This is a genomic window from Paraburkholderia sp. BL9I2N2 (genome assembly GCF_004339745.1).
Taxonomy (GTDB): domain Bacteria; phylum Pseudomonadota; class Gammaproteobacteria; order Burkholderiales; family Burkholderiaceae; genus Paraburkholderia.
Map to the genome: position 1 here is coordinate 3,076,062 of NZ_SMGP01000001.1, position 15,344 is coordinate 3,091,405.

Sequence of the window (15,344 nt, forward strand, 5' to 3'; positions counted from 1 at the left end):
GCCGCAGCCGCACCTAAGCCTTCAGCAAAGTCCTCGAATGCCGTTCGATGTTCCAGTTCGGCTCGGTTTCCAGCAACAGTTCGCGCAGCCGGTCCACTTGTTCGGCAAGCCGCTGTCCGAGCCAATACGGCCCCTGAAATTCGGTCGGCAGCTTGAGCGCCGCGTCGCCGTGCCTCTGCGCGAGCGGCGATGCGGCCGGAATGCCGAAGTGTGTCGCCCGGCCAAAACGCAGGCCGCGCGCCATCGCCAGCAGAATCGAGCGCACGGTGCGCACCTCCACGCCGCATTGCTCGGCGTACGTGGCGCGCGCCGTGGCGTCGGCGTGCATCAGCGGACCCGTGGCGAGCAGCTCCAGCGAACTGAGCACCGAGCGGTGCAGCCGCTGAATCTCTTCGAGCTTCGACTGCGGCACGTCGATTTCCTTCGCCACCGAAGGCATCAGCGACCGCAATTGCACGAGCCGCTTGTTGATCGCCAGAAAGCGCTTGACCTGCTCTTCCTCGCTGATCGTCTCGCCTTCCAGCAGCCGCGTGTAGACGCGCGCGCATTCGCGCAGATTCGTCGCGAGCCCGTAGCGCCACGAATAGGTGGCATGCAGAGGCAGCGCGAACGAAAACGCCAGCGCGATCACAATGCCGATCAGCACGTTCAGCGTGCGCCACAGGCCGACGTCGATCAGGTTGTCGCCGTGACCCGCGACGATGCACATGGTGATCGCCGTCAACAGCCCGATATAGCCTGACGAGCCGATCGCGAACCACGCGCAGATGCCCGCGACGATCGACATCAGCACATAGGTGAGCGGCGCCGACCCGGTGAGGTTCTGCAACACGATCAGCGAAAGCCCGATCGACGCCCCGAGCAACGTGCCCGCCGCCCGTTCGGCTGCCTTCTTGCGGATATTGCCGTGATGCTGCAAGCCGCCGATCACCACCAGCAAAGTGACCGACGACCAGATGCCGTGCGGAATGTCGATCCCGGTGGTCGCCAGAATCGAAACCAGCATGGCCAGCCCGACGCGCAGACTGTGCAGCACCTTGGCGTGGCGATAGCGGTAGTAAGGCGACGTAACCGCGCGAACCATCCGGCTAAGGGCCGAGCGGCGTGGAATCACGGTGTGGGAATCGGCAGAAGCCATGGCGGCGCGCTCGATGCGATAAGGACGGTTCCGCTATCCTGCCCTGGAGTGCCTCCTTAGGACAAACGTCGGCAAGACAAACGCCCGCACACTTTCGTGTGCGGGCGTTGCGGTTTTCAGTTTGTCGAACCCGTGAAGCGGCACGACATCAAGCAGGTGTGATCAGCTTTCGACCACGTCCAGATAGTCCTCCGGACGGGTGCGGTCTTCGGCGCGCTGCATGCCGGCCGCGCGCACCAGCAGGCTCACCACCACCGCCACCACCAGGTTTACGATCAGCGACCACACCGCGGCATAGCCCGGAATCGCCATGCCGAACAGGTGGATCGTGAAGATCGAGCCGGCCAGCTTCAGCGAAATCGCCATCCACGTGCCGGTTGCGATGCCGACCGCCCAGCCGATCAGCAGGCCCCGGTAGTCGAGCACGCGCGTGTACAGACCCAGCACGATCGCCGGCAAAGTCTGGATGATCCAGATACCGCCGAGCAGCTGCAACTGGATCGCGTACGTGAGCGGCAGGCCGAGAATGAACGCCACCGCGCCGACCTTGACGATCAGCGAGACCAGCTTTGCGACATTGGTCTCCTGCTCATGCGTCATGTTGCGGTTGACGAACTCCTTGTGGATGTTGCGCGTGTACAGGTTCGCGGCCGCGATCGACATGATCGCCGCCGGCACCAGTGCGCCGATGCCGATCGCCGCGAACGCCACACCGACGAACCACGACGGGAAGTAATGCAGGAACAGCGCCGGCACCGCGAAGTTCGGGCCGAACGCCTTGAAGTACGGCGCAAACTCCGGCATGTCCTTCACACCCGAGGCAAGCGCCATGTAGCCGAGCAGCGCGAGCAGGCCGAGCACCAGCGAATAAGCCGGCAGCATCGCCATATTGCGGCGGATCGTGTTACCCGACTTCGACGACAGCACCGCCGTGATCGAGTGCGGGTACAGGAACAGCGCGAGCGCCGAACCCACCGCGAGCGTCGCGTACGCGCTGTAGCCGTTCAGGCTCGAGACGTCCGGCGCCTTGAGCAACAGCTTGGCCGGCGGCACCACGCTGAAGATGTGGCCGAAGCCGCCCAGTTGCGGCGGAATCACGATGATCGCGGCGAAGATCGTGATGTAGATCAGCACGTCCTTGACCACCGCGATCATGGCCGGCGCGCGCAGACCCGAGGTGTACGTGTACGCCGCCAGAATCGCGAACGCGATGATCAGCGGCAGATCGCCGACGAAACCCTTGGTGTCGAAACCCAGCGCGCCGATCACCACTTCGATACCGACCAGTTGCAGCGCGATGTACGGCATGGTCGCGACGATGCCGGTCACGGCGATCGCCAGAGCGAGCATACGGCTGCCATAGCGCGCCGAAACGAAGTCCGCCGATGTGACGTAGCCCTGACGTTTGGCGATGCTCCACAGTTTCGGGAACACCACGAACGCGAACGGATAGATCAGGATCGTGTACGGCAACGCGAAGAAACCGGTTGCGCCCGCACCGAACACCAGCGCCGGCACGGCGATGAAGGTGTACGCGGTGTACAGGTCGCCGCCCAGCAGGAACCACGTGACGATGGTGCCGAAGCGCCGCCCGCCGAGGCCCCACTCTTCCAGATGCGCGAGATCGCCGCGCCGCCAGTGAGCCGCGATAAAGCCGAGAATCGTGACGCCGATGAAAAACAGAACGAAGACGAAAGTTGCAATGGCGTTCATTATCGTGCGCCCCCCTGCGGACGGCCGCTGGAGCGCGTCTTGGTCTTGAAGTACACGAGCGCCGTGATGACTGCGCTGATCAGCACCCACAGGAGCTGATACCAGTAGAAGAACGGAAAGTCGAACAGCACGGGTTCGACCTTGTTATATGACGGCACCCAGATCATCGCGATCCAGGGCAACAGCAGCAACCAGAGCCAGTGCTTACTGGCCTTGTTCGCGTCGGCGTCGTGAGCCATGACGTCTCCTCTTCCCTATTATTGAAATGTTGGCCCGTGTTTGACGGGAGGTGGATCCCATAGCGGATGGCCACGGGCGCCCCGAAAGCTTCGAAAGAGTATAGGAGCGGCGAACGCGCGGTCAAGCAGGGACGACCCCAGCACGAGCGTGCTTTCAGGGGCCAGTGGGACGCTGTTTCGACGGGCGTATTTGAAGCGCTGCAGCGGGGCGCGTAAGGCCGCGTGGCTTGGGTCTGACAGGCCGGCCCGCTTCGCGAGGAAGGGGACCGGCTGTTCAATGCGCGATGGATGACGGCGGCGAGCGTCGCGTGGGCGCAACGGCGAGCGGCACACCGACGGCGGTGTTCAGTCCATGCACTGCTTTGGATCGGACCGGCTTGCGCGGCCCGACCGCCCAGGTCGTCGCAATCAGACCGAGAACGAGACGCCGGTCTGTCCGGTCGATTCCTGCAGACCCTTGATCCACTTGCGCGCTGGCAGACCGAGTTCCGCTTCGATCAACTTGGCGCGCGCTTGCAGCGCCGTGAACGGCACCTCGAGCGCCGGACCCGAAAATGCGATCGCGATGCGGTTGCCGTCGTGCACTTCCGGCAGCGCGACCACGCGGCCGTCGAAGGCTTCGTTCAAACGCTTCATATTGCGCACGAAGCTCGGGTGATCGCCGAACAGGTTCACCGTCACCACGCCCGCGTCGATCAGGCACGCGCGCACCGCGCGATAGAAGCCGACGCTGTCGAGCACCGGACCGCGCGCCGTCGCGTCATAGACGTCGATCTGCAGCGCGCCGATCGTGCCGTGGTTGGCGCGGTCGTTGACGAAGTCCCATGCGTCGGTTTCGTGCACCGTCAGACGGGCGTCGTCGTGCGGCAATTCGAACATCGTGCGCGCGGCCACCACGACCGCCGGGTTCACTTCCACCGCCTCGACCTTCGCGCGTTTCAGGAAACGGTGCGCGAACTTGGTCAACGCCGCGGCGCCCAGACCGAGCTGGACGATGCGCTTGGGCGTTTCGATGAAGAGCAGCCAGGCCATCATCTGCTGCGCGTATTCGAGTTCGATGTGATCCGGCTTGCGCAGACGCATTGCGCCTTGCACCCACTCCGTGCCGAAATGCAGGAAGCGCACGCCGCCCTCTTCCGAGAACGTCACCGGCGCGAAACGCGGCTTGCGCGGCGCTTCGATTTGCGGCGCATCGTGCAGATCGTCGTCGTGCGAAACGCGCTGTTTGTTGCGCGCGGCGTTCTGCTTTTTCTGCGTTTTTTGCGTTTTTTGTTTACCGCCGGCGACGTCAGCGTCGCGGTTGCGGAAGGCACGCGCTTCAGCCGAAGCGCGCTTGATCAATTTCGTCATGTAAGGATGTCGCGCCAAAGACGCAATTTTTGGTCGAACGAGAGCATAGCATTCGCCGGACTCGACGAAGGTAATACCAGGGTGACGTAGCCCGCCGCACCGATCACCGGCGCGAAACGGCCCGCCGTCTTGCCGTTGAAGCAGACTTTCGCGAGCTTCGGCGCGTGGGCGCGCAACGAAGCGAAATCATTGGGGCTGGCATTGCGGATCGCCGCGTCGAGACTGCCTTCGCGCGTACAGGCGGCAAGCACGTCCCACACGCCGATGCCGTGCGCGAGCACGCGGCGCAGACGCTCTTCGTAGCTGAGTTCGGCGAGCGGTTCGTCGAGCACCGTGCCGATGAGGCGCCAGAACTGGTTGCGTGGATGCGCGTAGTACTGCGTCGCGGCAAGCGACGCCTCGCCGGGAAAGCTGCCGAGAATCAGCGTATGCGTGTCCGCGGCGACGACGGGAGGAAAGCCGCGCAGCATCAGCGGCTCCGTTCGTCGGATGCACGCGTTGCGGGATGCGCGCGCGATGCGGTGTGCTCGAGCGGGCGGCCGTGCTCGCGCACCCGCGGATGCGCCAGCCACTCATCCGATTTGCTCGCGCCGGACAGAGTCGCCAGATGCGTCCATAACGCCGGCAACATGCACTCGGTGACCATCAGCGGCGCGCCATGGCGCTCGAACACGGAGCGGCGCGCGACCAGCGCATGCGGCGGGGGCCCGTCGACCTCATGTGCCGCGAGGTGATAGAGCGGATGCCGCGCGGTCAACCTGCGGCTCACCAGCGACGAACGCGCCACACTGCTATCGCTATACAGGAGTTCCGCCAGCGGTCGCGTTCGCAAGCGCCGCATGGCCTGCCACACGCCCGCGCTCGCGGCGAGCGGCGCGATGCTATGCGCGGCGACAAACGGCACGCCGTCGACGCACAGCACGACTTCCCGAACCCAGACCGGCGCACGCGGCGCAAGGCCGAGCGCGGCGCTCTCGTCGGCCCACGGCAGCGCGACGCCTTCGCGCGTCACGCGTACCGCGACCGCGCCGAGCGCACGCAGATGCGCGGTCAGTGAACCACCACGGGTCAGCCAGTCTTTCTGGGCGGCGCTCAAGCCGGGTAAGGGCGCGACGCGCCAGTGGGCGTCGGCGGCATCGAAACGGATAGACATGGTGTCGGATTATAACGGCGCGGCTGTCGGACCATTCGCCAGCGCGCAGGCCTTTCCCTTCAGCGGATTCCATCGACTACGACGGCGGTCGTGCAGCACTTCTACGGGCGCGTCGATTTCAGATAGTTCCGATTCTCCGCGGCTCGCGTCGCGCGATAAAACCTCCGTGCTTTGCAAAGCCGGCCGCCGACGATCGAATGGCGCGCCATGTGAACGAATAATCAAGGAGAAAACACGAAGATGAAGCACATCCTGAGCATCACCGCATGCGCGATTTCTGTCCTGCTGTTGGCAGGTTGCGCGGCGCAACTGAACCGCGATACCGAGACATCGTTGAACAAGGCCGTTGGTATCGAGGTGGCGCCGGTTGCCGGCGGTGTCGCGGTCAAGCTGCCCGAAACCGCCCTGTTCGATTTCAACAAATCCAACGTGCGCAGCGACGCCGCCGCAGTCATCGATCGTTCGGCCGTGCTGCTCAAGCGCAGCAAGAAACCGATTGTCGTGGAAGGCTACACGGACAACGTCGGCACCCTCGAATATAACCAGCAACTGTCCGAAGCGCGCGCGACCGCGGTGGGCTACGCGCTGGTGGCGCGCGGCATCCCGATGAGCCGCATTCGCACGAAGGGCAATGCGTACAACGATCCGGTGGCGAGCAACGATACGCCCGAAGGCCGCGCGCTGAATCGTCGCACCGAGATCGTGGTGCGTGGCGAGACGATGGATACGTTGATGGGAAAGAAGTAGACGGCCACAGTTCCAGGCCAGCTCTAAATAAAAACCCGGGCGCGTGTGAGCCCGCCCGGTTTTCAATCAGCGACAAAATCGCGCAATGCTCGTGCGACCTCGTCGAGCACCGTATCCCAACGCCCCAACTCGCGCTGCCTGAACAGACGCGCCGACGGATACCACGGGCTATCATCGCGCTCCGTCATCCAGCGCCAGTCGGTGAACGTGGGCACCAGCACCCAGACCGGCGTGCCGCATGCGCCGGCCAGATGGGCAACCGCCGTGTCCACCGTAATCACCAGATCAAGCGACTGCAGGATCGCCAGCGTGTCGGCGAACGTGCCGATCTCGGGCCCGAGCCTGTGCATGCCGATATCCGCATGCCACGCCACCGCCTCGTTCTGTGCCTCGCCCTTTTGCAGCGCGAACCATTGCAGGCCAGTCTGCTGCAAAACCGGCAGCCATTCGCGTAACGGAATCGAACGATAGCGATCGAGCCCGTACGCCGGATTGCCGGCCCAGACAATGCCGACGCGTTTTCCGAGCGGACCGCGCGCATCGGCCGCACAGATTGCATCGAGGCGGTTCTGCCAACGTTGCGCCTGCGCCGGTTCCGCTCGCAGATAGGACGTCGCGAGCGGCAGCATCGGCAGGTCCAGCTTCATATGCTCCGGCATTCTGAGCATGCGGCACCAGTAGTCGTACGGTCCGGGCGGCGCGGTGGTCCACGCAGCATGCACGCCGGCCGCATTGCGCGCCACTTCGCTCAGCGGAGCCTCGACCCAGACGTCGACCTGCGCGCCGCGGCGATGCAACCACTCGGCCATGCGCAAGAACTGCAGTTGATCGCCCAGCCCCTGCTCGCCGACGAGCAGAAAGCGACGGCCCGTCACCCGCTCGCCTTGCCACTCCGGATATGGCGGGCGAACCAGGTCGTGATTTTCCGGCAGCGCCTCATGCCAGCGGTATTGCTTCCAGCCGTTTTCGTAGTCGCCCGCGCGCAGTTGTGCCGCGGCGAGGTTGAAATGCATCGACGGATGATCGGGCATCAGCCGCGCGGCTTCGACGGCATGCGCATACATGGCCGGAAAGTCGCCCAGCATATTGAACGCAAATGACGCGTTGTGATGCAGCCAGCCGTTGTGCGGATCGACGCCGAGGCCTTCAGTGGCGACGCTGATTGCATCCTTGAAACGCTCCACGCCGTTCAATGCGAAGGCCACCTGTTGCAGCGCGGATGCGTCGCCGGCGAAGCGAGCGCGCAGCTCGACGAGCACGCCGTCTATCCCCGCACCGCCCTGTGCTCTCCACAACGCCGAAATTAGTTCGAGCGCGTCCGTCAGATGCGTCGAGTCGAGCGTCCACGCATGCAGCCAGTAATCCGCGGCGTCCTGATAGCGTTCGAGCTCCGTACTGATCTGTGCGAGCGCGCGAACGGCATGATGCAATGCCGGCTCGAGTTCGAGCGCCTCGAGGTAGTGTCCGCGCGCTTCGACGAGACGCTTCGCAAGCTTCAGGCAATCGCCGAGATTCCGATGCAGGCTCGCAGTGCCGCCATCCAGATCCATCGCGCGATGGTAAAACGCTTCGGCGGCCGTCAGCTCGCCGCCCAGCGCGGCGATCAAGCCGCGATGCTCCCAGATATCCGCGCGCTCAGGCGCGACGCTCAATGCCTGGTCGAGATACTTGCGCGAAAGTTCGGGCCGATCGACGCGAAATGAGGCGATGCCGAGACGATGGAGCGCGTGCACGTTGCGCGGTTGTTCGGCGAGAACGCGCTCGTAGCCGGCAATCGCTTCGCGATGGCGCCCCGCGGCGAAGCAGGCATCGGCACGCGCGGTGATCGCGCCGACATCGTTGGAGGCGCTGGTATGGAGTGGGAATTCGGGTTCGTGCATCGACATCGATCAGTTGCGTGAGTTGCTCAACTTGCCGTGGCTTGCGCCGCTCAGGCTGTCCGGTCCGGCGCCATCATCGTCTTCAGACGCGTGGCCACGCGCTCGACCACCGGCGCCCACTGGCCGGGCTGCGGCTGTCGGAACAGTTCGACCGAGTCATACCAGGGCTGCGTCTCCTCGTTGCCCCACGACCAATGAGAAACGTGATCGAGCATCGCGAACACGCGATGTCCTAACGCGCCGCCGAGATGCAACGGGGCGCTGTCGATAGTCACGAGCGCGTCTAGTGCGGCGAGATGCGCCGCCACATCGGCGAAGCCGTCTTCGTAATCGCCGGTCAGATCGCACAGACGAAAACCCTGCGCGGCCAGCGTCGTCACATCGGCGTGGCGTCCAGGCGTGAGAGGATGGAATACGACATCCGGCAGCCTCAGCAACGGCGCCAGTGCCGCGAGCGGAATCGATCGCTTGGCGTCGCGCCGATGCGTCGGGCTGCCCGACCACACGAGACCGACGTGCCACATCGCAGCGGGCGCGTGCGCGCTGATCCGTTCGCGCCACGCCGCGACCTTCGACCCATCGGCCTGCAGATAAGGCGCGCCGCGGATCTGCTCCGGTTCCAGACCGAGCACGAGTGGCAGGCTCATGAGCGGCAAAGCGTAATCCGGTGAGCCGAGCGGACCTTCTTCGATCGACACGCAGTCCGCGTAGGAACGCGCAAACAGCGGTTGCAACGCGCGACGCACGGCGAGCACCAGCCGTCCGCCTTCGTCACGCACACGCGCCGCCAGATGCGGAACGAAGCGGACCATCTGGATGTCGTCGCCGCTGCCCTGCTCGCTGTGCACGATCAGGGTCTTGCCGCTGAGCGCTTCGCCATGCCAGCGCGGACACAAACGCATCATCACGCTGACGATGTTGTTCTGCTGGCGGTCTTCGCGCGCAAGACGCGCCTCGAAACGCGGCCACGCGCTCGACCAATCGCCGCGCCGTAGTTCCAGGTCCGCGAGATCGACCGCTGCCTGCACCGCCGATGGATCGATCGCGAGCGCCGCACGCAGTGCCGCCTCGCTGTCCTCGTAGCAAGCCTGTTCGTTCAGATACATGCCGATGGCCGCCAGCACGTCCGCGTTGCCGGGCGCGACGGCATTCACGGCGCGCATGGTGGCCTCCGCCGCTGGCGCGTCGTTGCACTGCCATTGCGCGTGACTGAGTTGCCACGCCATCTCCGCATCGGCGGGATTGCGCGCAAGCCTTTCGCGGCAGATACGCTCGACCGTCGGCCAATCGCGCACTTCGCGTAACGCCAGCACGAGTTGCAGCGGCAACGCCGGATCGACCGCGGGGTCGAGCGCGTACGCCCGCAACAACGCCGCGCGACGCTCGTCCCGCGCGTTCGTGTCGGGCAGCGCCGCCAACGCGATCGACAACCACCACGGCGCGCGTGCGTCCTGCGGCGCTCGACGCTCATAGGCACGCAAGATCCACGCGGCCGCCGATTGCGCGCCGCACGTGTCGATCAACCACACGACCCAGTCGATCGTTGCCTCGACCGGCTGCACGGCCACCGCGCGCTCGCTGTTGCGCTGCGCGGCGCTGGTGTAGCCGAGCGCGTCGGCGAACAGCGCGACCCGCGCATGGCGCGCTCCGTTCGCGCACGCTTGCGCCTGCGACGCGCTGTGATACGCCTCTTCGAAACGCCCCGCGCTCGCGCACAAGTCGGCGTGCAACTGCCGCGTTGCGCCGGCCACGGCGAATTCGACCGCGCGACGCGCGGCGGCATCGAAACCTTGCTCGCGCAGGATCGACCACAGGAGATGAACGGAATCGAGAGGTACTGCCAGGGCGGAATCGGACATGGGGAGTTCAGAGCGTTGTTGTTGTCATGCGCGAAGGCGTAATCACAAAAATAAGACCTGGTGATTTCAATGCCTAGAGATTGAAAATAATCCTTCAAGCCTCCGAATAAAAATCGCGCGAGCATAAGACAAAACCGCGTTTTCACATCTCATAAATCAATCTCAATTTAATGACGTTGATTCCATTTAGTTAGTTAACCATAATTAATTTCAGTCGACTACGAGTAACGCCCGTTAGTCGATCAGTTTGATCAACTACAGAATGGAGCAATGTTTGAATACTGAAAAATTGAAGAAAACGTCCGACCGCATCGCTCATCTGGCTGCGATCGTTCTACGGCGCGCGGGTGTCGCGCAACTGGAAAAAGAACTGGCGGGCTCAGCGCTGGCGCAACACCACACGTCGAAACAGACCAGCAAGGCCATCAGTAGTCTCGCGGCGAAAGTGCTGGCCGATCACACTTCGTGTCACGAGGCAAAAGAGTTGGCCGGTTGCGTGCTCTCGCAAGCGCGCCATCTGGATGAATCGGTGCCCGCGCGTTAAGCACCCGTCCTGAGGCGGCCGAAGCGGAGTCAACTGCGCTTCGCTCCGTCACGCCGCACCAGGCCGCACCAGGCAAAAAAAATGCGCTGCGGAAGCAGCGCATCTTTCAACTCCAGGCGTCAGTAAGACGCCGCGTAATCAAACTCGACCCACGCTCAATTCGCGCGCGCCAGCAGCAGCGCATTGGTGCGCTTCACGAAGCTCGCCGGATCGTCCAGCGCGCCGCCTTCGGCGAGCAATGCCTGATCGAACAGCAGATGGCACCAGTCGTCGAAGTTCGCGCTGTCCGCATGCAAGCCCTTCACCAGCGCGTGCTCCGGATTCACTTCGAGAATCGGATGGAACGACGGCGCTTGCTGGCCCGCGGCCTTGAGCATGCGTTGCAGATAGCCGCTCATTTCGCCGTCGTCGGCAACGAGGCAAGACGGCGAATCGGTCAGGCGGAACGTGAGACGCACGTCCTTGGCCTTGTCCTTCAGCGCTTCCTTCATTTTCTCGACGAGCGGCTTGAACTCTTCGCCGACCTTCTCCTGCGCCTGCTTTTCCTCGTCGTTCAGCGCGCCCAGATCGAGATCGCCGCGCGCCACGCTTTGCAGCGGCTTGCCTTCGAATTCGTTCAGGAACGACAGGATCCACTCATCCACGCGATCGGTCAGCAGCAGCACTTCCACGCCCTTCTTGCGGAACACTTCGAGGTGCGGGCTGTGGGTGGCGGCCTGCCAGGTGTCGGCGGTCACGTAGTAGATCTTGGTCTGCTCGGGCTTCATACGCGCGACGTAGTCGGCCAGCGACACGGTCTGCTCCGGCGTGTCCGTATGCGTCGACGCAAAGCGCACGAGCTTCGCGATCCGCTCGCGATTGGCAAAGTCTTCGCCGATGCCTTCCTTCAGCACCTGGCCGAATTCCTTCCAGAAACCGGCGTACTTTTCCTTGTCCGCCTCGTTATCCGAGTTGGCCAGTTCTTCGAGCATCGACAGCGAACGCTTGGTCACGCCTTCGCGGATCGCCTTCACGTCGCGGCTTTCCTGCAGGATTTCGCGCGACACGTTCAGCGGCAAATCCGCCGAATCGACCACGCCCTTCACGAAGCGCAGATACGCCGGCAGCAGTTGCTCGGCGTCGTCCATGATGAACACGCGCTTCACGTACAGCTTCAGGCCGCCGCGATAGTCGCGGTTGAACATGTCGAACGGCGCGTGGGTCGGCACGTACAGCAATTGCGTGTACTCGCTGCGGCCTTCCACGCGATTATGCGTCCACGTGAGCGGATCCTGATGGTCGTGCGAGAGATGTTGATAGAACTGCTTGTACTGTTCGTCGGTGATGTCGTTCTTTGCGCGGGTCCACAGCGCGCTGGCCTGATTGACGGTCTCGTCCTCGTCCTTGGTGACCATCTCGCTCTTTTCCGCGTCCCACTCTTCCTTCTGCATCAGGATCGGCAGCGCGACGTGGTCGGAGTACTTCTGGATGATCGACTTCAGACGATGCGACGACAGCAGGTCGTCTTCATCCGCACGCAGATGCAGCGTGATGGTCGTGCCGCGCGCGGCGCGCTCGATCTGCTCGACGGCGAAGTCGCCCTCGCCCGCGCTTTCCCAGCGCACGCCTTCCGAGGCCGGCAAACCGGCGCGGCGCGTTTCGACCGTGATCTTGTCCGCGACGATAAAGCCCGAATAGAAGCCCACGCCGAACTGGCCGATCAGCGCCGCGTCTTTCTGCTGGTCGCCCGAGAGCTTGCCGAAGAATTCCTTGGTGCCCGAGCGCGCAATCGTGCCGAGGTTGGCGATCGCTTCGTCGCGGCTCATGCCGATGCCGTTGTCGTCGAGCGTGATGGTGCGCGCGGCCTTGTCGTACGACACGCGAATCCGCAGGTTCGGATCGTTTTCGTACAACGCGCTGTTTTCGATCGCTTCGAAGCGCAGCTTGTCGGCCGCGTCGGACGCGTTCGAAATCAGCTCGCGCAGGAAAATTTCCTTGTTGCTGTACAGCGAATGGATCATCAGGTGCAGAAGCTGTTTCACTTCTGCCTGAAAGCTCATGGTTTCTTGTGCCATGGTCGGACTTCCTCTCTGTTGCGAATGGGGGTTCAAGTCAGGCGCGGCGCCGTTCGTTGCGGCCTGCCGGCTTGCCGCCGGCGGAACGCCGGTGGGCCGCCGCCGCTGGGCCGAAGCGCCGGCCGCCGGATGCGCCGGCCGCCGGATTGTCCGCGTAATTGGGGGCAAGCCGGCGCGGTTTCAAGAGGCGCGGCGCGCCACGCTGTCGAGATAACGGCACAAAAAGGTTGCCAGCTCCGGATCGCCGCAGTTGGAAATATTGAAGCGCATCCAGGTGGTCGACGACTGCTGCGGGGAAAACAGGCTGCCGGGCGTCAGCAGAAAACCGGCTTCGTGGCCGGCGGCCGCCAGCGCGTCGGCGTCGACGCCCGTGTCGGCCCACAGGAACATGCCGGCCATGGGCGTCAGGAACAGCTTCAGGCCGGTCTTCTCCAGCATCCGCACGGATTTCTCGCGCACGCCGTCGAGCCGCACACGCAGCCGTTCGACATGCCGCCGGTAGTGGCCTTCGGTCAGGATCTTGTACAGCACACGCTCGTTCAGTTCCGGGCTCGTCATGCCGACCAGCATCTTCTGGTCGCTGACCGCCGTGGCCACTTCAGGCGCGCAGGCGACGAAACCGACCCGCAGATTCGGCGCGAGCGTCTTCGAAAAACTGCCGAGGTAGATCACGCGCTTCAACTGGTCGAGGCTCGCGAGGCGCGTGCCCGGATAGCTCGGCGGACATAGATCGCCATAAATATCATCCTCGACGACGATGAAATCGTACGCTTCGGCAAGACGCAGAATGCGGAACGCCTGGGCCGCCGTGAGTGACGTGCCGGTCGGGTTTTGCAGCACCGAATTGATCACCAGCATTTTCGGCCGCCACGTCTGCACGAGCGACTCGAGCGCGTCGAGATCCGGGCCGTCCGGCGTGTACGGCATGCCGACCAGCCGCGCGCCCTGAGACGCGAAACGCCCGAACATCTGAAACCACGCCGGGTCGCCGACGATCACGGCATCGCCCGGCTTGACGTAGATGCGCGAGATCAGGTCGATGGCCTGCGTGATGCCGGACACCATCACGATCTGATCCGGCGATGCGCCGATCTCCAGTTCCTCGAGCCGCGTCTGCAATTGCTGGCGCAGCGGCAGGAAACCCAGCGGCGTGCCGATGCCGAGCATCTGCGCGCCGCTTTGCCGGCCGAGCGTGCGCAGCGCATTGGTGATCAGGTCGCCGTCGAGCCAGCGCGCCGGCAGATAGCCGAGGCCGGGACTGCGCTCGGGCCGCGCGCCGGTGTGAAGCATGTTGCGCAGCAGCCAGACCACGTCGATCGTGGCAGGCGCCGGCGCCGCCTCGGTAAGCGGATGAATCTCGGTGCTGGCCGACGCGCCCAGCCGCTCGCGCACATAGAACCCGGAGCCGCGCCGCGACTCCAGAAAACCCTGCGCCACCAGCCGTTCATACGCCTCGACCACGGTGAAGCGCGACACGCCCTTGTCGAGCGCGAGCTTGCGGATCGACGGCATGCGCATGCCGGGGCGGAACACGCGCTCCTCGATGCGGCGGCGCGCCCACTGGACGAGCTGCTCGACCAGCGTCAGCGACGCCGTGTCGTGCGGGGCGGGAATCTGGGCGAGCGGGACGGACATGACGGGCTCCAACTGTACCGAACAGTATCGAATGGATTGTACCGTTACTGTGCCGGTCGGCGTCGTTACATTTGAGATCAGTAAAGGATGGAATGCGGCACGGCAAGCCTCACCACGCCCAGGCGCTCTCCGGCAAAACCCTGCCGAACATCCATCCGCATGGCCCGCCGATCCGGCAAACGGTTATGCTTACGGCCCCGGCAGCGTTGCCGCGACACCCGGCACGCTCCGGTTTACCGCAGAAACCGTTTCCCCGATCCGTCATGACTGCTCATTCGCTCCGCCTCGATCACCTCGTCATTTCCGCCCGCACCCTCGACGAGGGCACGCAGTACGTCGCCGATACGCTCGGCGTCGCACCGGCCGGCGGCGGCGCGCATCCGCTGATGCGCACGCACAACCGTCTGCTGAATCTGTGGGGCGGCGTGTATCTGGAAGTGATCGCGGTCGATCCGCAGGCGGCGTCGCTGGCCGCTGCGCCGGCCGACGGCGGCGCGCCACGCCCGCGCCTCTTTGCCCTCGACGACCCGGCAACGCACGCGCGGCTCGAAAACGGACCGTATCTGTCGCACTGGGTCGCCCGGGTCGAGCGGCCAAAACACCTGCCGACGTGGCAGGCGCAGTATCCGCAGCGCATTCCACCTGTCGTGCCAATGACGCGCGGCGATTTCACGTGGAGCCTGACCGTACCCGACGACGGCGCGTTCCCCGCCTGGCAAGGCATCGGCGACGGCGTGCTGCCCTCCTTGATCCAGTGGGATACGACGAACCATCCGTCCACGGCCTTGCCGGAAACGGAGATTTCGCTGAAAGCCTTGAAAGGCGCGCATCCGCAAGCCGATACTATGGCGGCGCAACTGCGTTGGCTCGGCGCAGCGCATCTGATCGAGTTGCAGCCCACGGAAGGCGCCCCGGCGCTCAGCGCCGAATTTGAAACACCCGACGGTCTACGGACCCTTAAATAAGCAGCGCGCGCGGGTCGCCAACTCGCGCGATAATTGAAGTTTTGACCGGTTCCAGTACCAGCAGAGG

The 15,344-nt window shown here is 64.2% G+C and carries 13 protein-coding genes; 3 read left to right on the forward strand and 10 right to left on the reverse strand.

What is annotated here, in order from left to right; genetic code table 11:
• Positions 1–13 precede the first annotated feature (13 nt).
• The 6 genes from B0G74_RS14180 to B0G74_RS14205 form a co-directional block, all read right to left on the reverse strand.
• Positions 14–1,138, reverse strand: coding sequence for an FUSC family protein (locus tag B0G74_RS14180; RefSeq protein WP_132375384.1), 1,125 nt, complete (start codon positions 1,136–1,138; stop codon positions 14–16).
• 162 nt (positions 1,139–1,300) lie between these two features.
• On the reverse strand, positions 1,301–2,851 hold the full coding sequence (locus B0G74_RS14185; RefSeq protein WP_132375385.1) for a sodium:solute symporter family protein: 1,551 nt from the start codon (positions 2,849–2,851) through the stop codon (positions 1,301–1,303).
• Entirely contained in the window at positions 2,851–3,090 is a 240-nt protein-coding gene (locus B0G74_RS14190) for a DUF3311 domain-containing protein (RefSeq protein ID WP_132375386.1), read from the reverse strand. The genes B0G74_RS14185 and B0G74_RS14190 overlap by 1 nt, the downstream gene beginning before the upstream one ends.
• A gap of 408 nt (positions 3,091–3,498) precedes the next feature.
• Complete coding sequence (locus B0G74_RS14195) at positions 3,499–4,440, reverse strand: spermidine synthase (protein WP_132375387.1); 942 nt, start codon at positions 4,438–4,440, stop codon at positions 3,499–3,501.
• Positions 4,437–4,910: a DNA-deoxyinosine glycosylase gene (locus B0G74_RS14200; protein ID WP_132375388.1), complete on the reverse strand. Its 474-nt coding sequence runs from the start codon at positions 4,908–4,910 to the stop codon at positions 4,437–4,439. The genes B0G74_RS14195 and B0G74_RS14200 overlap by 4 nt, the downstream gene beginning before the upstream one ends.
• A complete protein-coding gene (locus tag B0G74_RS14205; protein WP_132375389.1) occupies positions 4,910–5,593 on the reverse strand; it encodes a chorismate lyase in 684 nt (227 codons plus the stop codon). Before B0G74_RS14205 ends, B0G74_RS14200 begins: the two co-directional genes overlap by 1 nt.
• A 240-nt stretch (positions 5,594–5,833) precedes the next feature.
• Between B0G74_RS14205 and B0G74_RS14210 the strand changes: the two genes are divergently transcribed.
• The gene (locus tag B0G74_RS14210) at positions 5,834–6,340 is read left to right on the forward strand and encodes an OmpA family protein (protein WP_132375390.1); all 507 of its coding nucleotides are present in this window, start codon (positions 5,834–5,836) and stop codon (positions 6,338–6,340) included.
• A gap of 62 nt (positions 6,341–6,402) precedes the next feature.
• On the opposite strand, the gene B0G74_RS14215 is transcribed toward B0G74_RS14210, so the two are convergent.
• Positions 6,403–8,226 (reverse strand): tetratricopeptide repeat-containing glycosyltransferase family protein, encoded by a 1,824-nt coding sequence (locus B0G74_RS14215; protein WP_132375391.1) that lies wholly within the window; start codon positions 8,224–8,226, stop codon positions 6,403–6,405.
• A gap of 44 nt (positions 8,227–8,270) precedes the next feature.
• On the reverse strand, positions 8,271–10,079 hold the full coding sequence (locus B0G74_RS14220) for a hypothetical protein (RefSeq protein WP_132375392.1): 1,809 nt from the start codon (positions 10,077–10,079) through the stop codon (positions 8,271–8,273).
• A 262-nt stretch (positions 10,080–10,341) separates the two neighbouring features.
• Here B0G74_RS14220 and B0G74_RS14225 point away from each other — a divergent pair, with 262 nt between their 5' ends.
• Positions 10,342–10,623 carry a hypothetical protein gene (locus B0G74_RS14225; RefSeq protein ID WP_132375393.1) on the forward strand — a complete coding sequence of 94 codons (282 nt, stop codon included), beginning with the start codon at positions 10,342–10,344 and terminating at the stop codon, positions 10,621–10,623.
• A 155-nt stretch (positions 10,624–10,778) separates the two neighbouring features.
• Here the strand turns inward: B0G74_RS14225 and htpG are convergent, their stop codons facing one another.
• Together htpG and B0G74_RS14235 are read right to left on the reverse strand one after the other, a co-directional pair.
• Complete coding sequence (htpG, locus tag B0G74_RS14230; RefSeq protein ID WP_132375394.1) at positions 10,779–12,677, reverse strand: molecular chaperone HtpG; 1,899 nt, start codon at positions 12,675–12,677, stop codon at positions 10,779–10,781.
• Between the two features lie 180 nt (positions 12,678–12,857).
• The gene (locus tag B0G74_RS14235) at positions 12,858–14,312 is read right to left on the reverse strand and encodes a PLP-dependent aminotransferase family protein (protein WP_132375395.1); all 1,455 of its coding nucleotides are present in this window, start codon (positions 14,310–14,312) and stop codon (positions 12,858–12,860) included.
• 263 nt (positions 14,313–14,575) lie between these two features.
• Between B0G74_RS14235 and B0G74_RS14240 the strand changes: the two genes are divergently transcribed.
• Positions 14,576–15,277 (forward strand): VOC family protein, encoded by a 702-nt coding sequence (locus B0G74_RS14240; RefSeq protein ID WP_132375396.1) that lies wholly within the window; start codon positions 14,576–14,578, stop codon positions 15,275–15,277.
• The last annotated feature ends 67 nt before the right edge of the window (positions 15,278–15,344 follow it).